General features: G+C 75.0%; 18 protein-coding genes. 10 read left to right on the top strand and 8 right to left on the bottom strand.

The genetic code is table 11. From position 1 onward, the window contains the following. The first annotated feature begins 47 nt into the window (after positions 1-47). The 5 genes from AB0L29_RS00710 (at position 48) to AB0L29_RS00730 (ending at position 6591) form a co-directional block, all read left to right on the top strand. Positions 48-1004 (top strand): cation diffusion facilitator family transporter, encoded by a 957-nt coding sequence (locus AB0L29_RS00710; protein WP_365821838.1) that lies wholly within the window; start codon positions 48-50, stop codon positions 1002-1004. An 831-nt stretch (positions 1005-1835) separates the two neighbouring features. Continuing rightward, positions 1836-3032, top strand: coding sequence for a cytochrome P450 (locus AB0L29_RS00715; RefSeq protein WP_365821840.1), 1197 nt, complete (start codon positions 1836-1838; stop codon positions 3030-3032). Positions 3033-3045: 13 nt separating this feature from the next. Then, entirely contained in the window at positions 3046-3246 is a 201-nt protein-coding gene (locus AB0L29_RS00720; protein ID WP_365821842.1) for a ferredoxin, read from the top strand. Between the two features lie 238 nt (positions 3247-3484). After that, a complete protein-coding gene (locus AB0L29_RS00725; RefSeq protein ID WP_365821844.1) occupies positions 3485-4018 on the top strand; it encodes a flavoprotein in 534 nt (177 codons plus the stop codon). Positions 4019-4536: 518 nt separating this feature from the next. Next, on the top strand, positions 4537-6591 hold the full coding sequence (locus AB0L29_RS00730; RefSeq protein ID WP_365821846.1) for an RICIN domain-containing protein: 2055 nt from the start codon (positions 4537-4539) through the stop codon (positions 6589-6591). A 189-nt stretch (positions 6592-6780) separates the two neighbouring features. Here AB0L29_RS00730 and AB0L29_RS00735 read toward each other — a convergent pair whose 3' ends face one another. Then, entirely contained in the window at positions 6781-9162 is a 2382-nt protein-coding gene (locus tag AB0L29_RS00735; RefSeq protein ID WP_365821848.1) for a SpoIIE family protein phosphatase, read from the bottom strand. Between the two features lie 493 nt (positions 9163-9655). Between AB0L29_RS00735 and AB0L29_RS00740 the strand changes: the two genes are divergently transcribed. The 4 genes from AB0L29_RS00740 (at position 9656) to AB0L29_RS00755 (ending at position 14855) form a co-directional block, all read left to right on the top strand. Further along, positions 9656-11899 carry a glycoside hydrolase family 9 protein gene (locus AB0L29_RS00740; protein ID WP_365821850.1) on the top strand — a complete coding sequence of 748 codons (2244 nt, stop codon included), beginning with the start codon at positions 9656-9658 and terminating at the stop codon, positions 11897-11899. 192 nt (positions 11900-12091) lie between these two features. Then, a complete protein-coding gene (locus AB0L29_RS00745; RefSeq protein ID WP_365821852.1) occupies positions 12092-12337 on the top strand; it encodes a hypothetical protein in 246 nt (81 codons plus the stop codon). 3 nt (positions 12338-12340) lie between these two features. After that, entirely contained in the window at positions 12341-12718 is a 378-nt protein-coding gene (locus AB0L29_RS00750) for a toxin Doc (protein ID WP_365821854.1), read from the top strand. A 487-nt stretch (positions 12719-13205) separates the two neighbouring features. Further along, positions 13206-14855, top strand: coding sequence for an RICIN domain-containing protein (locus tag AB0L29_RS00755; RefSeq protein WP_365821856.1), 1650 nt, complete (start codon positions 13206-13208; stop codon positions 14853-14855). Between the two features lie 67 nt (positions 14856-14922). Here the strand turns inward: AB0L29_RS00755 and AB0L29_RS00760 are convergent, their stop codons facing one another. Continuing rightward, a complete protein-coding gene (locus tag AB0L29_RS00760) occupies positions 14923-16092 on the bottom strand; it encodes a lactate 2-monooxygenase (RefSeq protein WP_365822659.1) in 1170 nt (389 codons plus the stop codon). Positions 16093-16655: 563 nt separating this feature from the next. Here AB0L29_RS00760 and AB0L29_RS00765 point away from each other — a divergent pair. Then, complete coding sequence (locus AB0L29_RS00765; protein ID WP_365821858.1) at positions 16656-17090, top strand: protease inhibitor; 435 nt, start codon at positions 16656-16658, stop codon at positions 17088-17090. A 161-nt stretch (positions 17091-17251) separates the two neighbouring features. Here AB0L29_RS00765 and AB0L29_RS00770 read toward each other — a convergent pair whose 3' ends face one another. The 6 genes from AB0L29_RS00770 to AB0L29_RS00795 form a co-directional block, all read right to left on the bottom strand. Continuing rightward, positions 17252-17449, bottom strand: a complete 198-nt coding sequence (locus AB0L29_RS00770; RefSeq protein ID WP_365821860.1) for a CDGSH iron-sulfur domain-containing protein — start codon at positions 17447-17449, stop codon at positions 17252-17254. Further along, entirely contained in the window at positions 17430-18089 is a 660-nt protein-coding gene (locus AB0L29_RS00775) for a HemK2/MTQ2 family protein methyltransferase (RefSeq protein WP_365822661.1), read from the bottom strand. The genes AB0L29_RS00770 and AB0L29_RS00775 overlap by 20 nt, the downstream gene beginning before the upstream one ends. 12 nt (positions 18090-18101) lie before the next feature. Beyond that, a complete protein-coding gene (locus AB0L29_RS00780) occupies positions 18102-19115 on the bottom strand; it encodes an iron-containing redox enzyme family protein (RefSeq protein ID WP_365821862.1) in 1014 nt (337 codons plus the stop codon). A gap of 260 nt (positions 19116-19375) precedes the next feature. Next, a complete protein-coding gene (locus AB0L29_RS00785) occupies positions 19376-19552 on the bottom strand; it encodes a hypothetical protein (protein WP_365821864.1) in 177 nt (58 codons plus the stop codon). A gap of 99 nt (positions 19553-19651) precedes the next feature. After that, complete coding sequence (locus AB0L29_RS00790; protein ID WP_365821865.1) at positions 19652-20662, bottom strand: Ppx/GppA family phosphatase; 1011 nt, start codon at positions 20660-20662, stop codon at positions 19652-19654. Between the two features lie 481 nt (positions 20663-21143). After that, positions 21144-23963 (bottom strand): NHLP bacteriocin export ABC transporter permease/ATPase subunit, encoded by a 2820-nt coding sequence (locus AB0L29_RS00795; RefSeq protein ID WP_365821867.1) that lies wholly within the window; start codon positions 23961-23963, stop codon positions 21144-21146. Position 23964 lies beyond the last annotated feature (1 nt).

Raw genomic sequence — 23964 nt, forward strand, 5'->3', positions numbered from 1 at the left:
CGCCCGCGGCACGGTGTGAGCTAGGCCGACCGGGGCAATCGGCGGAGGTGAGTACACGAGAGGATCGGAGGACACGCGTCACCGTCCTGGTGGCGCTCGCAGCCAACCTGGTGATAGCGGTCGCCAAGGCCGTGGGGGGACTCGCCGCGGGATCGCCCGCCCTGCTGTCGGAGGCGGCGCACTCCGTGGCCGACAGCCTCAACGAGGTCTTCCTGCTCGCCGCGCTGCGCCGCAGCCGCCGCCCCGCCGACCGGCGCCACCCCTTCGGCTACGGCAAGGAGCGCTTCTTCTGGTCGCTCCTCGCGGCCGTCGGCATCTTCGTCATGGGCGGCTGTTTCTCCTTCTTCCAGGGCGTCGAGGCCCTCACCACGGGCGCCGAGGAGGAGCTCGGCGGATACGTGGCCGGCCTCGTCGTGCTCGGGGTCGCCCTGCTCGCCGAGGGGGGCTCCCTGCTGCGGGCCCTGTACCAGGTGCGCAGGCAGGGCGGCACGGGAGCCGGGCTGCGCGACCCCGCGCTGCGCACGGTCGTCGCCGAGGACGGCACCGCGGTGCTCGGCGTCAGCCTGGCCATCGTCGGCATGGCGCTCCACATGGTCACCGGTCAGGTGGTGTGGGAGGCCGCCGCCTCGCTGGCGATCGGAGCGCTGCTGGTGTACGTCGCCTACCGGCTGGGACGCGAGGCGCGCGACCAGCTGATCGGGGAGGCCGCCGACCCGCAGGCCAGCGGACGCATCCGCGCCGTCCTGGAAGCGCAGCCCGAGATAGACAGCGTGGAGGCGCTGTTCACGATGAAGACGGGTCTGGACTCGCTCCTGGTGGCCGCCCGTGTCGACCTGGTGCCCGGTCTGGACAGCGAGCGGGTGGAGGAGATCGCGGTCCGCATCAAGCGGTCCATCGCCCACACGGTGCCCGAGGCGGAGCAGATCTTCCTGGACGTGACCGACCGTCTCGCGCAGGAGGCGGCCGAAAGCCCCGCCGCGACGGGGGAGCGCGGCGGGGCCTGACACACGTGTGCCCGGTGGGGGACGGTTCATGCGCCGTCCGCGGGAAGAACCCCGGGCGGCCGGCCCCCGGCCCCGGCCAGGGCTCGCTCCCCGGCCGTCCCCACTGGCACCAACGCCCTCACTGATGACCGGAGTTGCCGCGCCGGACCGGACAGGTACCCGAGCACGTCGCCGGGCTGTACGCCGAGCACGGCGGCCGGCGGCCGGGCCGGCCCGCAAAGGAGCAGGGCCGCACCGCCACGGCGTGGACCCGGCACCGCGCCACCCGCGCCGACGCCGCCGCCCCACCACCGGGCGAGGGCCCCGCACGCCCTGCGAGGCGGCCCTTACGACCGAGCGCATCCTGGTCGACGGCGAAGTGAGGCGACGGCGGCGGTGAGGTGGCGGCGGCGCGGTGAGGCGACGGCGACGGGGCCGTGGTGCCCGGCGAGATCCGGCAGACCGCCCGGCCCACCGGACGCCGCTGTCGCGCCAGGCCCGCTCCGCACCTGACCGCCCGGGAGGGCCGGACCGTCCGCCACCACATGCACCAGGGCGGCCCGGCTGCCGGCCCGATCGCCGCACCCGGCTCCCCGGACCGCCCGGACGGGCCCCTTCCCGGGCCGACGACGCGGCAGGGCCCGCGGAGCGGGACACCGGACCCCGTCGGTCCGCTTCCCGGGACGCCAGGACCCACGGTGCCGCACGTCCCCGCGCCGCCGCGCAGCGCACGACGTTCCCCGGCCAGATCACCACCGTCACCTATCTGGCCGAACTTCGCGTACGTCTCATAGGTGCCCGGGGCATCTAATGACGATCGGCACGACGCACACTTCCTCTGCGAGGTCTTCCATGACGGACACGACCGCACCCGTGGCCTACCCCCAGGACCGCGCCTGCCCCTACCACCCTCCCGCCGCCTACGACCCGCTGCGTGCCGCCCGGCCGCTGACCCGGATCACCCTCCACGACGGCCGCGGGGCCTGGCTGGTCACCGGGCACGCGGTGGCCCGCGACCTGCTGGCCGACCCACGCCTGTCGTCCGACCGCAGCCGTCCCGACTTCCCCACCCTCACGGCGCGCTTCGCCGGCGTCCGCAACCGCAGGACCGCATTGCTCGGTGTCGACGACCCCGAACACCGCGCCCAACGCCGCACGGTGGCAGCCGACTTCACCCTCAGGCGGGCCGTGGAGCTCCGCCCGCGCATCCAGCGGATCGTGGACGGGCGACTCGATGCCATGATCGCGCAGGGCCCGCCCGCGGACCTGGTGAACGCCTTCGCGCTGCCCGTGCCGTCCATGGTCATCTGCGCCCTGCTCGGCGTCCCCTACGACGACCACGACTTCTTCGAGACACAGTCCCGCCGGCTGCTGCGCGGCCCGGCCGCCGCCGACGTGGAGGACGCCCGCGCCCGGCTGGAGGCGTACTTCGGCGAGCTGATCGACCGCAAGCGGAAGGACCCCGGCACCGGCCTGCTGGACGACCTCGTCCGGCGGCAGCCGGGCGACGGCCCACCCGACCGCGATCACCTGGTGTCCCTGGCGATCATCCTGCTGGTCGCCGGCCACGAGACGACCGCCAACATGATCTCGCTGGGCACCTACACCCTGCTCCGGCACCCCGACCGCCTGGCCGAACTGCGCGCCGATCCGGCGCTGGTGCCCGCGGCGGTCGAAGAGCTGATGCGGATGCTGTCGATCGCGGACGGGCTGCTGCGCATCGCCGTCGAGGACATCGAGGTGGAGGGCACGACGATCCGCGCGGGGGAGGGAGTGGTCTTCGCGACCTCCGTCATCAACCGCGACGAGGCCGTCTACCCCGACCCGGACGACCTCGACTGGCACCGCCCGGCCCGCCACCACATCGCGTTCGGCTTCGGCATCCACCAGTGCCTCGGCCAGAACCTGGCCCGCGCCGAGCTGGAGATCGCCCTGCGCACCCTCTTCGACAGGCTGCCCACCCTGCGTCTGGCCGCCCCGGCCGACGAGATCCCCTTCAAGCCGGGCGACACGATCCAGGGGATGCTGGAACTCCCCGTGACCTGGTAAGAGGCTTTCGCCCATGCGCATCGACATCGACAGGGACGTCTGCATCGGCGCGGGCCAGTGCGCCCTGACCGCCCCGGACGTCTTCACCCAGGACGACGACGGCTACAGCACCCTCCTGCCCGGCCGCGCGGACGGCGGCGGCAGCCCCCTGGTCCGGGAGGCGGCCCGCGCCTGCCCCGTCAGCGCCATCACCGTCTCGCAGACGGCGGGCTGACCGCCGGCAGGTCCGGCACGGCGGCCCCTGCGGGATGCCGACGGCCGGTGACGGCGGCCCCGGGGGACGGGCCGCCGGAGCGCGACGGACACGGCCCGGTGAGCCCGGCGCCCGGGTCAGCGGCGTGCGCGCCGAGGAGGGAAGCGTCACGCCCCCGGACGCGGCCGGGGGCGGGAGCGCGGAGGCGGACGCACGAGCCCGCTTCGGCGAAGTCCCGGCCGGTCACTAGGATTTCCGGATGACCGAAACGGCCGGCAGGCCCTTCCTCTACGTCGTCGTCTGCGCCGCCGGCGTCGCCGCGGACGTCGGCAGGCTGATCACCGCGGCGCGGGAGCGGGGCTGGGAGGTCGGTGTCATCGCGACACCGGTCGCCATGAACGGCTTCTTCGACACCGCCGCCGTCGAGGCGCGGACCGGCCGCCCGATCCGCTCCGCCTGGCGCACTCCGGACCGGCCGCGCCCCTTTCCGCCGCCCGACGCCGTGGTGGTGGCGCCCGCGACCTTCAACACGCTCAACAAGTGGGCGGCCGGCATCGCCGACACGCTCGCCCTGGGCACCCTGTGCGAAGCCGCGGGGCTCGGCGTGCCCGTCGCCGTCCTGCCGTGCGTGGCCGACGCGCTGGCCGCCCACCCCGCCTACCAGGACAGCCTGCGACGGCTGCGCGGCATGGGCGTGCGCTTCGGGGAGCCGTACACCGGGGAACCGGAGGAGGGCGGCGGGCAGCCGGAGTTCGGCTGGGAACGGGCCCTGGACCTGATCGACGGGCACTGACCCGGCCGGTTCCGGGCGCTCGGCGCGGGCCCGGCGGGACGGACCCGCTCCCGCACGGACCCGCCCCCGGTTCCGGCGGACTCCTCGAACCGGTGCCGCGGCGGAAGGCGAACAACCGTGAGCCGCCCCCGAGGACACCGCCCCCTGCTTTTGGACACCGGACGGTGAGACGAACGAATAAGCCCGGCGAATACCGCACCGACAGTATGGACTTCCCCGGATCCCGCCCATTGACAATTTGTCAGAAAGCCTCCGTCGCACACGTAAAGCACGAAACCGCGGGATCCCTTGTTCCGCTTCGCTGACCTGTGCAAAGGTGTGCGTCGTCGGTGTGCGGACCGTACGTCTCCCGCTGCACGCGCGAGGCGGTTCCCGTATGCGCCCTGCTCCGCAGGAGCCGCACCAGGAGCGCGTCCGGGACGCCGAATCCTGCACGGACGGGTACCCGGCGCATCGCCGACGGGTCGCATACACCTTGGTATGGACTTTACCCGCACGTCCTTGAGAGGAATGCAGCCGTGAAAGACGCAGGCCTGTCGAATTCCCCCGACCCGGCCCGCAAGTTCGGCACGACGGACGAGCAACTGAGCGCCGAGCTCAGGAAGTGGACCGGGGCGACCCCCGCGCTCCACCCCGTCGGCGAACTGCTGGACCGGCACTGGGAGGCGGGCTTCGCCTACGCACGCCTGTGCACCGGGAGCGCCCGCTCCGCCGGCATCCTCACCACCGCCGCCTTCACCCGGCTCTTCGGCGAGACCCTGCGGCAGACCGGTCCGACCGCCGCGTGGCGGCCCCGTCTGCTCGTCACCGTGCGCCGTATCGCGGCCGAGTGGGACACCGACCACCGACGCGAACTGCTCCACCCCGACCTGCGGTCCGACGCCGCCGGCGGGGAGCGGCCGGCCGCCCGTCTGCTGCCGCCGCCGGACCGGCGCCTGCTGTCCGGCGCCTTCCGGCGGCTGCCCCAGTCCGCCCGCTGCCTGCTGTGGCACGCCGAGGTCGAGACCGAACCGCTCGCCGTCCCCGCCGGGCTGCTCGGCCTGGCGGAGGAGGGCGCGCGCGCCGAACTGGGCCGGGCCCGCGACCGGCTCCGCGAGGAATGCCTCCAGCTGCACCGCGAACTCGCCCCCGACCAGGAGTGCCGGCGCTATCTGCGCCTGCTCGACGTGACCTACCGGCGCGGCGGCGCCGCCCTCGACCCCGACCTGCGCGCCCACCTGGAAGGGTGCACCCACTGCCGGTACGGCGCGGACCAGCTCGACCAGTTCAACCGGGCGCTGGGCATCGCCCTGGCCGAGGCGGTCCTCGGCTGGGGCGCGCGGGACTACGTGGTGAGCAGGGTGAGCCGCCCGTCCACCGCGGGCACCGCACGGGCGGCACGCCCCGAGGAGATCATCGGCGAGGCCTTCCCCGGGGCCGCCGAGGGGGCGCGGGCGGGTGCCGGGGGCGTACCCGGTGAGGCGTTCCCCGATCCCGTCGGCACGGCCGCGGAACCCGGCCGCACGGCCGCCGGCGAGCCCCTCCCCGCCGCGGCGCCCGATCCGGCGACCTCCGGCGCGGGCAGGGCCGGCCGCGCCGGCACCGGCTCCGAGCCGCCCGCCGGGGCCCGTGCCGTTCCCCGCACTCCCTCCCGCGGCGCCTTCCGCATTCCCTCCCGCGGCGCCTCCCGCCGTTCCGCCCCGGGGGTGACCGCCCGCGGCGCCATGAGCCGTTCCGCCCTCAAGGCGGCCCGCCGCGCCGCCCGGCGCCGCAACCTCGTCCTGGGCATCCTCACCGTCAGCGGGCTGGTCGTCCTCCCGCTGGCGCTGTGGGCCACCGGCGGTTCCGGCGACGAGGCCCCTCCGGCGGAGGACGGCCGGGCGGCCCGGACACCCGGCCCCGGTACCGGCACGCCGAGCGAGGACCCGTCCTGGATCGGATCGGGCGAAGCCGCGCAGGGCGCCCTGCGCGGCCGGCTGCGCAACGTCGCCTCCGGCCTGTGCGTCGCCCCCGTCGGCGGCAAGGCGGCCGAGGGCGCGGAGACCGAACTCACCGCGTGCTCCGCGACGGCCGCCCAGCAGTGGACGTACGAGACCGACGGCCTGCTCCGCAACGCGGCGGAGCCCGGTCTGTGCCTGGACTCCCGCCTCGGCTACTCGGTGCGCCTGGCCCCGTGCGCGGGCGCCTCCCGGCCGGACTCCGGGAACGTCCGCTACGACCTCACGCTCCGGGGTGCCCTGGTGCCCCGGTGGGACCAGGACCTCGCTCTCGCGCCCGCCGCCACCAACGGCTCGGGCGCCCTCGTCGTCAAGGCCCGCACGGACGACGACATCCAGCGCTGGACGGTCGAGATCTCCAAGGCCGACCTCAGGATGAAGGTGGTGCGCTGGGACGCCGGCGCCGCCTCCCCGGCCCGGCCCCCGGCACCCGGGTCCACCGCCGGGCCCTCGAAGGCGCCGGCCCCCGCCGCCCCGGCCGCGCGGCGGACGACGAGCCCGTCCCCCGGTGTCACGGGCTGCTCTCACGGGCCCCACTGCTCCCGGGACGGCGAACACGGCGGCCGCCCGGGACGCGGCGGAGGCGACCGCCGCTGAGCGCCCGGCCACCGGCGAGCATCGGGCACCGGGCACCGGGCACCGGCGGGCAGCGCGCCCGGCGCGGCGGCCGGCTCGCGTGCAGGACCCGCCCGGCGCGGCGGCCGGCTCGCGCACAGGACCCGCCCGGCGCACGCGCCGCGGCGTGCCCGTCGCGGAAGGGCGCCACGGGAAGGGGCGGCGGAACGCTCACCCCTCGTCGAGCAGCCCCAGCTCCGCCCAGATCGTCTTGCCCTCGGCCGTGTACCGGCTGCCCCAGCGCCGGGTGAGCTGGGCGACCAGGAGCAGCCCGCGCCCGCCCTCGTCCCAGGTCTTGGCCCGGCGCAGGTGGGGGGCGGTGGGGCTGGTGTCGGAGACCTCGCAGATCAGTGTCGACGCGTCGTGGATCAGACGCAGCCGGATGGGCGGCGCACCGTACCGGATGGCGTTGGTGACCAGCTCGCTCACCACCAGTTCGGCGGTGAACGACGCCTCCGCCATCGACCAGGCGGCGAGCTGGTCGACGACCTGCTTGCGGATGGGTGCGACGAGCGCGGGGTCGGCGGGGATGTCCCAGGTCGCGACCTGGGAGGCGGGCAGGCCCCGGGTGCGGGCCAGCAGCAGGGCCACGTCGTCGGCGGCGCCGCCCGGCGGGAGCAGGGCGCGCAGCACGCGGTCGCAGGTCTCGTCCAGCGAGCCGGACACGGCCGACAGGGCGTCGCACAGCAGGCCGTGGCTCGCGTCGGCGTCCCGCCCGCGGCTCTCCAGCAGCCCGTCGGTGTAGAACGACAGCACGCTGCCCTCGCGCAGCTCGACCTCGGCGCTCTCGAACGGCAGGCCGCCCACGCCCAGCGGGGAGCCGGACGGCAGGTCGAGCTGCCGGGCCGGTCCGCCCGGCGGGAGCAGGACGGGCGAGGGATGCCCGGCCCGGGCGAGCGTGCAGCGCCGCGACACCGGGTCGTACACCGCGTACAGACAGGTCGCGCCGACCTCGCCGGGGCTGCCGTCGCCGCCGGACTCCCGGGACAGCCGGACGACCAGGTCGTCGAGGTGGGTGAGCAGCTCGTCGGGGGCGAGGTCGATGTCGGCGAGGGTGCGCACGGCGGTGCGCAGCCGGCCCATGGTCGCCGAGGCCTGGATGCCGTGGCCGACGACGTCCCCGACGACCATGGCCACCCGCATCCCGGACAGCGGGATCACGTCGAACCAGTCGCCGCCCACCCCGGAGCGCGCGGCCGGCAGATAGCGGGAGGCCGCCTCCACCGCGGCGGTGCGCGGCAGCGTCCGGGGCAGCAGGCTGCGCTGCAGGGCGACGGTCGTCTCGCGCTCACGGGAGTAGCGCCGGGCGTTGTCGATGCAGACGGCGGCGCGCGCGGTGACCTCCTCGGCCAGCAGGACGTCGTCGTGGGTGAAGGGGTCGGGGTGCCGGAACCGGGTGAAGACCGCCACGCCCAGGGTCGTCCCGCGTGCCTGGAGCGGGACGGACATCGTGGAGTGGACGCCGTACTCCCGGGCCCGCCGGGAACGCGTCTCGTCCCGGCCGGGCCACCGGCCCGGGTCCCCGGACGAGGCCGGGGCGACGACCGTGCGGCCCGCGACCAGGGAGTCGGCCTGCGGGGAGGAGGCCGGGTAGACGTCGACCCGGCCGGGTTCGGCGACGGCCTCGGGGCTGTCCGGGGTGACCGACCGGTGCGCGGTCCGGCGCAGGCTGACGGGGGCGGTCAGCGGGCCGTCGGGCTCGCCGCCGTACTCCTGCGGGTCCAGCAGGTCGACGCTGACGAAGTCGGCGAGCGCGGGCACGCACACGTCGGCCAGCTCCTGTGCCGTGCGCGTGACGTCGAGGGTGGTGCCGATGCGCACGCTGGCCTCGTTGACCAGCTGCAGCCGCTCGCGCGCCCGGTACTGCTCGGTGAAGTCGTGGGCGGTCACGCACACGCCCCGCACCCGCCCGGCCCCGTCGGTGAGCGGCGCGATGCGGGCCAGCCAGGCGTGCGCGCGGCTCTCGCTGCCGGCCTTCATGTACGTCTGCATCTCGTGCCGGCGGCCGGTGTCGAGCACCTGCCGCATGTGCCGTTCGAGCTCCGCGTGCTGCGGCCGGCCGCCTATCTCGGTGGGTTTCAGGCCGCGCAGACGGGAGGCCGGCAGGTCGAGGAGGTCCGCCATGGCGTCGTTGACGCCGCGCAGGCGCAGCCGCGCGTCGAAGATCATGGTCGCGCAGGGTGACTGCCGGACGGCCGCCCGGACCAGCGGGTCGTCCGGCAGGGTGTGGTCGGCGACCTCCAGCGGGGTGACGGCGAACCAGTCGCCGGGGCCGCCGTCCTCGGGCTGTCTGCGGTGGGCGAGCACCCAGGCGGACACCGTGTGGCCGTCGCGGTGCCGCAGCGCGAGCGTGCCGCTCCAGCGGGCGTCGACGGGGGCCTGCAGCGGGCCCGCCCCGTCGGCCAACAGCTCGGCGGCCGGGCGGCCCACGACCTCGTCGGCGGTGTGGCCCAGCAGGCGGCGCGCGCCCTCGCTCCACCCGGTGAGCGTGCCGCCCGCGTCGATGACGGCACGGGCCGTCACGGCATCGTCGACCGTCTGGTCCGGGCTCATCCTCGCCACTCCATCGCGGACACCCACAGTGATCAAGCGCGTCACTTGAGTTCCAGCCTAGTGCGTCCGGGTCCGGCGTGGTCCGGGAACCCCCCACGCCGCCGGAGTGCGGCCCGGCCCGTCCGGCCCGCGTGCGGGACCGCCCGCAGAAGCCCGAGGGAGGAGGACGCCACCGCGCCCCGACGGCCGTATGTGACACACCGACAGGGCCTGTTCCCTCACGTTCGGTTGTGAGCGCTTCCGAACCCTCGCGGGGAGGAGAGCCGTCGCGCCGGTCCCTTGTGGACCGGTCCCGCCCGCCTCCGCGACCGCGCCCGCGGTGGGAGCGCTCCCGGTCCGGCTCCCCGGATCGGCTCCCCAGGGCGGGGCAACCTGTCCTGTCCGGACCGTTGACGGGGGTCACGTCTGCCACAAGCATGTCTGCGTCCGCATCTGGGAGCGCTCCCATGAACTCGGTGAGCGCCACCCGCACCTCCCGACGAGGAGCCCAGACGTGAAAAGACGCAGTACCGCCCTGCTGTCCCTGACGGCGCTGCTGGCGACGGCACTCACCGCCCTGCCCGCCGCCCCGGCCGGGGCCGACGAGGCCGAGCAGGTCAGGAACGGCACCTTCGACACCACCACCGAGCCCTGGTGGTCGAGCAGCAACGTCACCACGGGCCTGTCCGACGGCCGGCTCTGCGCCGACGCCCCCGGCGGCACCGTCAACCGCTGGGACGCCGCCGTCGGACAGAACGACATCACCCTCGTCAAGGGTGAGTCGTACCGGTTCTCCTTCAGCGCGACCGGTTCTCCCGCCGGGCACGCGGTGCGGGCGATCGTCGGCCTGTCGGCGGCGCCGTACGACACCTACCACGAGGTGACCCCGCAGCTCAGCGTCTCCGGGGACCGGTACTCCTACACCTTCACCTCGCCCGTCGACACCACCCAGGGGCAGGTCGCCTTCCAGCTCGGCGGCAGCCCGGACCCGTGGCGCTTCTGCGTGGACGACGTGTCCCTGCTGGGCGGGGTCGAACCGGAGCCCTACGAGCCCGACACCGGCCCCCGGGTACGCGTCAACCAGGTCGCCTACCTGCCCTCCGGGCCCAAGAACGCCACGCTCGTCACCGACGCCACGGCCAGGCTGCCCTGGCAGTTGAAGGACCGTGCCGGTGCGGTGGTCGCACGCGGCTGGACCGTGCCGCGCGGGGTCGACGCCTCCTCCGGCCAGAACGTCCACTCGATCGACTTCGGCGCGTACCGCAAGCGCGGCCAGGGCTACACGCTGGTCGCCGACGGCGAGACCAGCAGGCCCTTCGACCTCGACACGAGCGCGTACGAGCGGCTGCGGCTGGACGCGGCGAAGTACTACTACACCCAGCGCAGCGGCACCGCGATCCGCGACGACCTGCGCCCCGGGTACGGCCGCCCGGCCGGGCACGTGGGCGTGGCCCCCAACCAGGGCGACACCGAGGTGCCCTGCCGGCCGGGCGTCTGCGACTACACGCTCGACGTCAGCGGCGGCTGGTACGACGCGGGCGACCACGGCAAGTACGTCGTCAACGGCGGCATCTCCGCCTGGGAGGTGCTCGGCACCTACGAGCGTGCCCTGCACACCCGCACCGGCGACGCGGACGCCCTCGGCGACGGCACCCTCGCCCTCCCCGAGAGCGGCAACAAGGTGCCCGACCTCCTCGACGAGGTCCGCTGGGAGCTGGAATTCCTGCTGAAGATGCAGGTGCCCGGCGGCGAACCGCTGGCCGGCATGGCGCACCACAAGATCCACGACGAGAACTGGACCGGGCTGCCGCTGCTGCCCAGCGACGACCCGCAAAAGCGCGAGCTGCACCCGCCGACCACCGCGGCCACCCTCAACCTGGCGGCGACGGCGGCACAGGCGGCCCGCCTGTACGAGCCCTACGACGAGGAGTTCGCCGCGAAGGCCCTCACCGCCGCGCGCAAGGCCTGGGCGGCGGCCCTCGCCCATCCCGAGGTCTACGCGGACCCGGACGACGGCGTCGGCGGCGGCGCCTACCCCGACACCGACGTCACCGACGAGTTCTACTGGGCGGCGGCCGAACTGTACCTGACCACGGGGGAGAAGGCCTTCGAGCGGTACGTGCTGGACTCCCCGGTGCACACCGCCGACATCTTCGGCCCGACCGGCTTCGACTGGGCGCGCACGGCCGCGGCCGGCCGCCTCGACCTCGCGCTGGTGCCGAGCCGGCTGCCCGGCCGGGACAAGGTCCGCGAGTCCGTCGTCAAGGGCGCCGACCGCTACCTGGCCACGCTGAAGGCCCACCCGTACGGCATGCCGTACGCCCCCGAGGGCCAGCGGTACGACTGGGGCTCCAGCCACCAGGTCCTCAACAACGCCGTCGTCCTCGCCACCGCGTACGACCTGACCGGCGCCGCGAAGTACCGGGACGGCGCGCTGCAGAGCATGGACTACATCCTGGGGCGCAACGCGCTGAACATCTCGTACGTCACCGGCTACGGCGAGGTCAACGCCCACAACCAGCACAGCCGCTGGTACGCCAAGCAGCTCGACCCCGCACTGCCCGCCCCGCCGGACGGCACCCTGTCGGGCGGTCCCAACTCCAGCATCCAGGACCCCCTCGCCCAGGCGAAACTCCAGGGCTGCGTCGGCCAGTTCTGCTACATCGACGACATCCAGTCCTGGTCGACCAACGAGCACACCATCAACTGGAACGCCGCCCTGACCCGTATGGCCTCCTTCGTGGCGGACCAGGGGTAGCGGCCGCGCGGGCGCGCCGCGTGCCGGGGACCGGTCCGCCGGAACACCCTTGCGCGCGGCGCGTGGCCCGGTGCCCCGCCGGCCCGCTCCCGGGGGCGGAACCGGGCCCGCCCCTGCGCCCTCGGTACCGTGTGATCTACTGTCTGAGCTGCGGGTATTTACGATCCAGTACCCGAGCGGTACCGTGAGGGCATGCCAGCTCTCAACGTGGAGTTCAGCGACCGCGAGCTAGAGGACCTGCGGCAGATCGCCAAGGAGCGCGGTACGTCCATGAAGGCGCTCGTGCGGGAGGCGGCCGCGGCCGACATAGCCCGCCACCGCGCACTGCAGGAGGGCGCGGAGGCCTTCCGCCGGTTCTTCGCGTCCCACGCCGACGAGTTCGCGGCCGCCTTCCCCGACGACGAACCACCGACCAGGGGCGAGGGGCGGGCCGCCTGACCGATGGCACCCGCCCTGCACATCGACGTGCCCTGGCTGCTCCAGCGCCACGAGGAGGTCCTGCCGGACCAGCCCACCGTCAACGACTTCTCGGCGCTGGTCGCCGCCGTCGCCCGGCACCGCGTCGACCCGCCCCGCCTGGGCGTGGACTCCGACCCGGCGTGGCGGGCCGCCGCACTGCTGCACACCCTCGCCGTGCTGCGGCCCCTGCCCTCGGCCAACGCCCGCTTCGCCTGCGCGACCGCCGTGGCGTACATGTTCGCCAGCGGCGTCGGCATCGATCCGCCCTACGGCGCCCTGGTCGATCTCGCCCGCGACCTGATGTCCGGCGCGGCGGACGTCTACGGCGCGGCCGACCGGCTGCGCTCCTGGCAGATCTGAGGCCCGGCCCGCCGCACCCCCGGGGCCGCCGGCCGAGGGCGGGAGGAACGGGGCCGGCGGCCCTTGCGCGCGGGAGAGCCGCCGTCCCGCGCGTGGCCTCCGAGAAGGGCCGTACCCAGTGCACTACGCCGGCGCGCGCGCCGGGAGCGTGCGCGGCGCACCCGGTGAGTGCGCGTCATTCGCACGGGGCGCATGAAATGTCGAAAGCGCATGCGAGCGGCATCGGCCGGTCCCGCTTCTGACTTTCTTTCAACGGGTCGGATGTCGCCCGAATGCCTTGTTGGCCCTGTCGGGTTTGTGCCAGAGTGATTCATCCGTGCGGGGGGTAAAGGCCGGGTGTCGCACACGCGTTGACCAACCGGGCCCGATGCGCCGATCGGCGAATTCGATCCCTCCGCGCCCGCCCAAAGCGATCCGTATCGACCGGACTCCTTTTCGGCGACGGAAATTCCGTGTGTCCCATGCGTGTGGGAAGGAACCCAGCCCAGTGCCCACCCCCCACCCCCCTCGTCCCCCGTACCCGCCCCCCGGCAAAGATCCGGGGGAGTCCGACGAATCCCTCGCCGCCCGGTTGAGAGGCCGCCCGCAGAGCGAAGCCGCCGCCCACTCCGTGGCCCTGCTGATGGCCCGGCACTGGCAACCGGTGCACGACTACGCGGTCGTCTGCCTGGCCTCCTCGGCCCGGGCCGCCGCCCTGGTCACCGCGACCGCATTTCATCGAACCCTCAACCTTCTCGCGTTCGGGGAGTCGGCCCTCGCGCTGCGCCCGGCACTTCTGGTGACCGTGCGGGAAACGGTCCGGGAATGGGCCGCCGACAACCGGATATCGGCGGTCCTCCCGGAATTGGAGAAACCTGCCGGAGGCCGCGGCATGCGGACGGCCGCCGCCACGGCACCCGAAAACCGCGCCCTGGCGGAAAGGTCGTTCCGGGCCCTTCCCGCGGTCGCGCGCTGTCTGCTCTGGCACGTCGAGGTGGAGGCCGAGCCCCTTGCCGTCCCGGCCGGACTGCTGGGCATGGACATCGCCACGGCGTCGACCGCACTCGAACAGGCGCGTGAAAAGTTCCGCGAGGGGTGTGCACGGGCCCATCACGTCCTCGCACCGACCGAGGACTGCCGTCTCCACACCCGCCTGCCCGAGGTGCCGGTCCGCCGGGGCGGCGCGCTGCCCCCGGACGTCCGGGAGCACCTGGACCGGTGCCCCCACTGCCGCCAGGCGGCCGGCCTGCTCGGCCGGACCGAGGACGCCTTGGGAGAGCTGATCGCCGAGGCGGTGCTCGGCTGGGGCGCCCGCCGCTATCTGGACTCGCGTCCGGGCCGTGCCGCGCGGAGCGCGCGCACCGGTCGCGCCGCCCGCCGCGCCGGGCGGCACGGGGCCCGGCCGCCCGGCGGTGGTTCGGGGCTGCCGCCCCGGACGCACGGGCCGGGCGGCCGGATCGCGGGCGCCCGCCTCCCGCGGGCGCTGCGGTCCTCCCGGGCGCTGCTGTCGGGGTTCGGAGCGGTCTCGGCCGGGGTGCTGGCCACCGTGCTCGTCGTCAGCGCCTCCTCGCAGGGCGGGCAGGGCACCGACCCGGCCGGCTCCACCGGCGCCGCCGCCGGCGGCGCCACGCCGCCCGGCGCGTCCGCCACGGCGCCCGGCGACGCCGCCCTCCCCACGGCACCGGGGCGGACGCGACTGCGCGACGCCGCCGGCCTGTGCCTGGACGTCCGGGGCGCACCGGAGGAAGGCGCGGGAACCCGGCTGGCGGTCTGCTCGGCGGCGCCGACCCAGCGGTGGACGTACGAGGAGGACGGGCTGCTGCGCAGCGTGGCCGAGCCCGGGCTGTGCCTGGACTCGCGCAAGGACGCGGGCGTCGTCGTCCTGGGCGGCTGCGCCGACGAGGACGACGAGCGGGGCGAGGACGTGCGCTACGACCTCACCGTGCGGGGGGAGTTGCTGCCCCGCTGGGACGAGCGGCTCGCCCTCGCCCCCACCGCCGGCGCCCCGGACGCCGACATCGTCGTCAAGGTCCGGGACCGCTCCGACGCACAGCGCTGGCGGACCGACCCGGTGGCGACGGCCGGGGGTTCGCGGTCCGTGGCGGGCGCCGGGGGCCCGGCGGGGCCGCCCGTGGAGCGCGCCGCCCGGCCGGGGTGAGGAGGCCGGCCCGCGGCGCCCGCACGCGAACGTCCCGGGGCGGGCGCACGCGCCGCCCCGGGACGCGTCAGGCGCCGTCCTCGACGAGGTCGGCGGGGCCGGGCGTGGTGGGCCCGGCGTGCCCCGACAACGCGAGGGTGAGGTCGAACTCGGCCAGCAGGCAGCGGATCACGTGCTCGACGCCGGCCTGTCCGTCGAGGCCGAGACCGTAGACGTACGGCCGTCCCAGCAGCACGGCCCGCGCGCCGAGCGCGAGCGCCTTGAAGACGTCGTCGCCGGTGCGGATGCCGCTGTCGAACAGGACGGTGAGCCGGTCGCCGACGGCCTCGGCCACGCGGGGCAGGGCGTCCGCCGCCGCCACCGAACCGGCCACCTGACGGCCCCCGTGGTTGGACACCACCACACCGTCCATCCCGGCGTCGGCGGCCAGCCGGGCGTCGTCCGGGTGCAGGACGCCCTTGAGGACGATCGGGCCCTCCCAGTTCTCCCGCAGGAACGCCAGGTCCGGCCAGGTCTTGGCGGGGTCCGCGAACATCCCGACGAAGTGCATGACCGCCGCGTCCGGATCCTCGTGCACCGGCTTGGCCAGGCCCGCCCGGAAGGCCGGGTCGGAGAAGTAGTTGGCGGTGCCCACACCGTGCAGGAACGGCAGGTACGCCTGGTCGAGGTCGCGCGGCCGCCACGCCAGCAGCGGGGTGTCCAGCGTGACGACGAGCACGGTGAACCCGGCCGCCTTCGCCCGGCCCAGGAAACTCCGGGCCACCTCCGGGTCCCTGGGCCAGTACAGCTGGAACCAGCGCTCGGCGTCGCCCATCGCCTCCGCGACCTGCTCCATCGGTGTGCTGGAGGCCGAGGACAGGATGTAGGGCACGCCCTGCGCGGCGGCGGCCCGGGCGGCGGCGGGCTCGGCGTCCGGATGCATGATCGACAGCACCCCGACCGGCGCCAGCGCCAGCGGGGCGGGCAGCGCGCGGCCCAGCACCTCCACCGACAGGTCGCGCTCGTGCACGTCCCGCAGCACGCGCGGCACGATCCGGCGGCGCCGCAGGGTCGCGCGGTTGGCGCGGGCGGTGCTGCCGTCGCCGGCGCCGCCCGCCACGTAACCGGCCGGACCGGGCCCGAGCCGCCGTTCGGTCAGCTCCTCGAGCCGGGTCAGATCGGTGGGCAGTCGCGGTACGGCGCCCGTCATCCCGTGGAGGTAGATCTCGTACTGGAAGTCCGCCCAGTGCCAGCCCATCGGCCCGTCCCGCCTCTCGTCGCCGAGACCGCGCTGCACGCCGACGATACCGACGGGCAGGGGAGCCGGCGGGGGCAGGGTGCCGCCGCCGGACCGTCCACGGTCCGGGCGGTCCGGCCACCCGCCGGCCCCTGCCCGGCGTGGTCGCCCGGGGACGGCGGCAGACGGCCGCGGCGGGCGGGGGCGCTCCCGGCTCCTCCCCGGCTCGGGTCCGGCCCGCCGTCGCCCGCTCGGCGGTCCGGGGGCCCTCGCCCCGGGTCCGAACATGAACACAAAGCGTCGGACAGTGATCGCCCAGGGGCTGATCCGGAATGTTTCAGGCCGATTAAGGAGCGGGGGGATTTCGGCCAGGTGGCCGCTTCGTACGCCCGGCGGCGGCTCCATTACTGGGTTGCCCGGTTCGGTTTCCGTGACTTCGAGCCACTGATTCAATACGCAATGTTACTGAAACCCGTGGGGTCGATGTGAGTTTCGGCGGCGGACTCGGCAGACTCGCGCTCGCCGGCCCGGCACCGATCGAGCACGGACCGGCACCCATCCACACGAGCGGAAGGATGCACACAATGCGGAACACCGCGCGCTGGGCAACGACCCTCGGCCTCACGGCCGCCGCCGTCTGCGCACCCCTGGCGGGGACCGCGCTCGCCGCCCCGGGAAACGCCCCCTCCGCGCTCTACGCCCCCTCGGCCCTGGTGCTCACCGTGGGCCACGGTGAGCGCGCGGCCGACGCCACCCCGGAACGCGCGGTCACCCTGACCTGTTCCCCCGGGCCCGCCGGTACCCACCCGGCCGCCGCCGGCGCCTGCGCCGAACTGCGCGGCGTCGAGGGCGACGTCACCGCCCTGACGGCCCGGAACGACGTGATGTGCACCAAGGAGTACGACCCCGTGGTCGTCACCGTCGACGGGGTGTGGCAGGGGCAGCGCGTCTCCTACGAGCGCACCTTCGCCAACGAGTGCGTGAAGAACGCCCACAGCTGGAGCGTCTTCACCTTCTGAGACCGGGACCGCACGGTTGCCGTGGCGTGAAGAGGCCCGTGACTGGGGAGTGCGTGCCTCTGCCGGGGGAATCCGCGGTCCCGTACGAGGGGGCCGGCGGGCGGAGTGGGGCCGCCCGCCGGCCCCTGGGCGCGCCGGGCCGCCGCCGGCGCGCGGCCGGCTCAGGCCCGGTCGCGGTGACTGGTGTCGCACCAGGGATAGCGGCGGCTGCGGCGGCAGGTGCACAGCGCCACCCGGAAGCGGTCGGAGCGGACGGTCGTGCCGTCCTCCAGCTCCACTTCCACCGGGCCCTCCACCAGCAGCGGGCCCTTGCGCCGCATGGTGATCCGGCGCGGGGCGTCAGACGGGACGTTCGGCACGGACGACCACCAGCTCTTCCTCGTCGTCGGTGGCGGACAGCAGCCCCCGCTGCCGCAGCCAGCGTTCCCTCTCACGCAGCACCGGCCCGAACGCGATCCGCTGCCGGCGGGTCACCGCGGCCTTCAGACCGGCCGCGCGCAGCGTCGTGAGCGTGCGCTCGGGGTCGCTGAGCGCGGACTGGACGAGCAGCAGGACGCCACCGGGCCGCAGCAGGTCCGGCGCCTCCCGGCAGATCCGGTCGAGCACGAGCCGGCCGTCGCCCCCCGCGTCCCAGGCCCGGGCCGCGCCGCGCGGCTGCCCGTCGTGCGGCGCCGGCACATACGGCGGGTTGGCCAGGATCAGGTCGAAGGACTGCCCCCGCACGGGAGAAAAAAGGTTTCCGCGGCGGGCGCGCAGCGGCAGCCCGGTCAGCAGGCCGTTGAGCCGGGCCGCCCACACGGCGCGCCGCGACACGTCCACGGCGGTCACGCGCATACCGCGCCGTGCGGCCTCCAGCGCCAGAGCGCCGCTGCCCGTGCCCACGTCCAGGGCCTCCGCGCCGGGGGGCAGCGGTTCCTCGGACAGGGCACCGGCCAGCAGCTCGGTGTCCTCCTGCGGGGCGTAGACGCCCGGAAGTGCCAGTGGGTTCACAGCACCCAGGTACCCGGACTTTCACGAGGTATGGGTGGGGGCGGAAGTGACGGGTGTGCGCAGTGATGAACGGCCCGCGCGCCAGTCGGCGAGCAGGCGGTCGGCGAAGCGGTCCTCCACGAACACGGTGGCGTCGATGCCGAAGACGATGTCCGGCGCGAGGTGCGGCTCGCTTTCCAGCAGGCCGGCGATGACCTCCTGACGCACCACCTGCTCGTGGACCGCGTCGGCCTCCACGTGCTCGTCGTAGAAGTGCTCGGCGGCGGGCCCGGCCCCGGTGCGGCGCATCGCCTCGGCCAGCCGCCGGGACCCGGGCGAGGAGGTGATCTCGACCGCCGCGAAGTGGCCCACCAGGGCGCCCCGCAGGGCCCGGTGCAGACCGAAGAGCGACATCATGTTCACCGTGACCAGGGCCTCCGCCGACGCGGCGTCCAGATAGCGTCCGTACGCCGTGTCCAGGCCCAGGTCCGTCATCAGGTCGGCGAACAGCCGGGCGTGCACGCGGTCGGGCCGGCCGCCGCCGTACTCGTCGAACTCCACCGCCGCCATCGCCGCCTTCGCCCGGCCGGACAGCCGCGGCAGCACCCAGGCGTGCGGGTCGGCCTCCTTCAGGTGGTACAGGGAGCGCTGGGCCGCGTACTCGCGCAGCTGCCACAACTCGCCCTCGTCGCGCAGGAAGTGGCTGACGCCCGTGCCGTCGACCGGCTCGACCAGGAGCTCCGCCACCGCGTCGTCGACACTGTCGTGGACCGGGACGTCCTCGCGCAGGGCGGACAGGAAGTGGTGCTCCAGCGCCGCGCGGACGCGCAGCAGGTCGGGGTCCCATTCGCGCTGCGGGGCCACCCCCGCGAAACCGCGGTAGTGCAGCTCGTAGCACAGGTACAGGGCGAGCTGGAGGTCGTCGCCGTACACGGGGGCACCGGCGGCCTCCGCGGGGCCGGGCAGCGCCCCCGTGCCGAGCAGGTAGTCCTTGACGGCTGCGGACAGGGGGCCGCGCGGCGCGGGCAGGCGGGGTTCTTCGCGGTCGTACTCCATGCGCCTCGGGTACCCGGCCGACGGCGGGACAGCCCTGGCCGCGCGGCACTCGTGGGGCGGGCGCGTCGCGCGAGGGCGTCCGCGCACGCGTGACGGTCCGGGAACGCCGGGCCGAAGGGCGCGGCCGTCACCGGATCCGCTTCCGCTCGGCGCCCGGCACGCCGGCCGCGGCCCCGACGGGGCGGTGGCGGCGGGCCGTGCCCCGGCCCGCCGCCACCGCTTCCCGTTCCGGCCCCGTGGAGCCGTGGGGCCCGTGCCGGTCAGTCCCCGTGGGACTGCTCCTGGGCCTGCCGGTTCGGGGTGATGGCCTCCCCGGCCTCGCCCCGGCGGCTCCGCTGCTCGTCGGAGTCCCGGACGCGCTTCCCGGTCTCCTCGACCTCGTGCAGGACCTCCTCGGCGGCCGTCCTCGGCTTCTCGTGCCGGGCGTCTTCGGACACGGTGTCTCCTTTCTCGGTGTTGCTCGGTGTTGCTCGATATTGCTCCGTGTTGCTCCGTGTTTCTCCGTGCGGTTCACTCCCGGCCGGTGGCGGGCACCGTCAGCCGCCGGTGTCCGCGATGCGCAGCGGCACCGGGTCCGCCGGCGCCGCCTCCTCGCTGAGGCGGCTGACCTCCGCCCACCAGGACGGGCCGTCCTCTATGTGGCGCAGCAGGACGCCCTCGCGGATCGCCCAGGGGCAGATCGTGACGGACTTCAGGCCGGTCAGCTTCATCACCGTGTGCCCGACCATCGCGCCCGCCAGGCTCTGCGCGGCCCGCGGGGCGGAGATGCCGGGCAGGCGGGCACGGTCGGCGGCGGACAGGCCGGCCAGCCGCCCGACCGCCTCCCGCAGGTCCTCACGGTTCAACTGCCGTTCCACGAAGGGCCCGCGGCGCCCGGGCGCGGCTCCGCACAGCCGGCCCAGCTGCTGGAAGGTGCGCGAGGTGGCGACCGCCGTGCGCGGTCCCTCCCAGCGGATCCGCGCGGCGACGTCCCGCAGCTGGTGGCGGACCTTGCGGCGCAGGGCCCGCACCTGTTCGGACGAGGGCGGGTCCTGGCCCCCGTCGAAGAACTCGTGGGTGAGCCGTCCCGCGCCCAGCGGCAGCGAGGCCACGAAGTCGGGCAGCCGGCCCCGTCCGAAGGCGACCTCGAGCGAGCTGCCGCCGATGTCCAGCAGGGCGAGCGGGCCCGATCGCCAGCCCATCCAGCGGCGGGCCCCGAGGAACGTCAGCTCGGCCTCGACCTCGCCCGGCAGCGTGCACAGCTGGACGTCCGTGCGGTCACGGACCGTCCGCAGCACCTCGTGGCGGTTCGGGGCGCCGCGCACCACGGCGGTCGCGAAGGCCAGCGGCCCGGCCGCGCCCCACCGGGTCGCGGTCGCGCTCGCCTCGGCCACCGCGTCGACGAGCTGCTCGACGGCCGGCGCGGGGATCGGGCCGCCCGGCGTGACCTGTTCCGACAGCCTCAGCCGCCACTTGGCGGTGTGCACCGGCAGCGGCACGCCGTCCTCGGCGTCGGCCACCACCAGTCTGACCGTCTTCGACCCCACGTCCACCACGCTGATTCGCATGGCCCGCAGGTACCCGTTTCCGCGCCGGACCAACGGGCCAGTATCCGCCGTTCTGCGGCCGCGCGCCTGTTCGGAACCCGGCTCCGCGTTCCTCGGCTTTCCTCGGCTTTCCTCGGCATTCCTCGACGAGGACATGAACGCACAGGCATGCCGGCCGCATGCCCGGCGCCGCGCTCCGGACGGCCCTCGCCGGCCCGCGCCGCCCGACCGTCGTCGCGCCGCTCCCGCGGGGTCCCGCTGCGCCGGCGGGATCGTGGAGGCGTGCGGGCCGAGCCGGCCGGGAACCTCCGGACACCTGAAGGTGCCCCGGGAGACGGGCCCGGCGCGGGTGCGCCAGGACACCCGGCGCCGCGTCCGCGCCCCGGACCCCGCGCCGACGGCCGAGCCGGACGCCTGGCCGGCCCCGTACCGCAGGTTCCGGGGCGAGGGCCCCGGTACCCGACGCGGGTGCCGGAGCCCGGCCGCGGCCCCGGCGCCCCCCTCACGCCATCTGGCGGCGCACCAGCTCGTGCAGCCGGCCGTTCGCGTCGGCGAGCAATCGGGCGGGCGGGCCCTGCTGGACGACCTTGCCGTCCTCCATCACGATGATCCGGTCGGCGTCCAGCACCGTGGACAGGCGGTGCGCGATCACGATGCGCGTGGCGTTGAGGGCCTTGGTGCTCTCGATGACCGTGCGCTGGGTCTCGTTGTCCAGGGCGCTGGTCGCCTCGTCGAAGAACAGGATGCGCGGGCGGCGGATCAGCGCCTGGGCGATCATCAGGCGCTGCCGCTGGCCGCCGGAGATCGCCCCGCTGCCCGAGACGATGGTGTGCAGTCCCATCGGCATCCGCTCGATGTCCTCGGCGAGCCCCGCCATCCGGGCCGCCTCCATCGCCTCCTCGGGGGTGTACGGACCGGTGCCGCAGATGACGTCCAGGATCGAGCCGGTGAACGGCTGCGCGTGCTGGAGGACCACTCCGCACTGGCGGCGCACGGCCGACTGGTCGAGGGCGGCCAGGTCCTGCCCGTCGTACAGCACGCTGCCGGACAGCGGGCGGTCGAAGCCGATCAGGAGCCTCAGCAGCGTCGACTTGCCGCAGCCGCTGGGGCCGACGATCGCCACGAACTCGCCGGGCCGCACCTCGAAGGAGACGTCGTCGAGGACCAGCGGTCCGTCGTCGGAGTAGCGGAAGGACAGCCGCCGCGCCTCGACCGCCCCGGACAGCGGGCCCGGCCGGGTGCTCGCGGTGCGCACCTCGGGCGTCGCCTCCAGCACCGGCCTGATCTCCTCGAACAGCGGCAGCGCGGCCACCGCGGAGACGAACGCGCCGGTCAGCTGGGTGACCGAGGTCAGCACCATCGTCACGGCGGTGCTGAAGGTCAGGAACGCCGCCGCCGACATCGAACCGCGCGCCGGACCCGCCAGCAGCATGAACATCAGCAGGGTGCACAGCGGCAGATAGACCGCGCCCAGCACGGTGGTGAGGTTCTTGATGCGGCCCACCTTCTGCTGGAGCTCGCGGCTGCGCGCGAACCGGTCGGCCCAGGCGGCGTAGGCGTAGTTCTCGGCCGCGGCCACCCGCAGCTTCGGCAGGCCGCGCAGGGTCTGGAACGCCTGGTTGTCCAGCTTGTTGGAGAGCACCACCAGCCGCCGCTGCCAGCGCACCTGCCACAGCCCGAGTGCGAGGAACACGGTGGCGACGACGACCAGCATGCCGATCGCCGCGAGCGCCATCGGCACGCTGTACCACAGCAGCAGCCCCAGGTTCACCGCGCCGACGGTGACCGACTGGGCGACGGTCGGCGCGACGCCCGCGAGCAGCCTGCGGATCGCACTGATCCCCATGGCCGCGCCGGCCAGCTCGCCCGTGGAGCGCTCGGTGAAGAACGTCGTCGGCAGGCGCAGCAGCCGGTCCCAGACCGCCGGCTGGAGGGTGGCCTCGATACGGCCCTCCAGCCGCAGCAGGGTCAGGTTCTGCAGCAGCATGAACGCCGCCGCCACCACGCCGGCGAGGATCAGGGCCAGGCACACCTGCGCGATCGGACCGGTCTGCGCCCTCGGCACGAACTCGCCGAGCACCTTGCCGGTCGCGAGGGGCACCAGCGCGCCGACCGCCACCGTGACCAGACCGCTGACCAGCAGGTTGACCAGATCGCCGCCGGTGCCGCGCAGACAGAACCTGAGCAGCCCGAGAGGGCCGAGCCGTCGGTCGGGCAGCGGACGGTAGAACATCACCGCGCGCGGCTCGAACTCGTCGGCGTTGGCCTTCTCCACCGGCGTCTCCCGGCCGGTCGCCGGGTGGACGGCGACGTAGCCGCCGCGCCGCCACAGCAGCGCCACCGGCGCACCCGACAGTGCCCGGTGGCCCACCAGCGGACCGATGTCGTCGCGCCACCAGCGGCCGTCCAGGCGGACCGCCCGGGTGCGCATCCGGGAGGCCACCGCGATCTGCTCGACCGGGTCGAGACGGTCGTCGCCGGTGCCGTTCTGCGGCGGGTCGGCGAGCGTGATCCCGGCCGCCCGCGCGACCAGCTTGCAGGCCGCGTACGTGGCGTCGGCGTCGACCGCGGTCGCCCGCCGCGCCGACCGCTCGCCGATGGACGCCAGCAGCGTCCGGTCGGCCTGGACGCGCACCGCCTCACCGGCCTTGATGCCCTCCGCCGTACGGCTCTCGTGGGTGCGCTCCAGCTGCTCGATCCAGCGGTCCAGCGTGGTCAGCAGCCGGTACTGCTGGTCGACCATGCTCTGCCACAGCGCCGGGTCCATCAGCAGGTCGGCCGCGGCCTCCGCGCCGTACAGGGAGCCGTACTGGACGCTGCCGGGCGGCACCTGCATCCAGAGGACGTCGTCGTCGGCGGCGGGCACGGCACCCCGCTCGCCGGCCATCGGCGCCTGGAAGAGGACCGACAGGCTGCGGCCGACACCGAGCGCGAGGGCGTGCTCCAGCGGGCTCGTCGCCGGCGGGACGTACCGGGGGTTGCCGTACTCGTCGTAGGACCAGGTCTGCGTGCTCGCCGGCTGGTACAGCTCGCGCAGGCCGATGCGGTGCACCACGCAGTCCCTGAGCGGGCGCGCCACCAGCGTGTGCTGCGGCCCGGCCACCGGGCCGAGCAGCAGCGAGCCCGCCTCCAGCCGGCCGAGGTGGTGCCAGTGGCCCTGCTGCGCGGCGTCGACCGCGAACAGGTCCACGGCGCCCGCCGCGACCAGCCACAGCACCTGCGGGCCCGCCAGGTCCAGGCGGCCGGACCCGGCGCAGTCGATGCGCGCGCCCACCTGCCCGAGCGCGTCCAGGACGAGGTCCCCCTCGTGTACGGAGGTCATC

The sequence above is a fragment of the Streptomyces sp. NPDC052701 genome, assembly GCF_040678355.1.
Classification (GTDB): domain Bacteria; phylum Actinomycetota; class Actinomycetes; order Streptomycetales; family Streptomycetaceae; genus Streptomyces.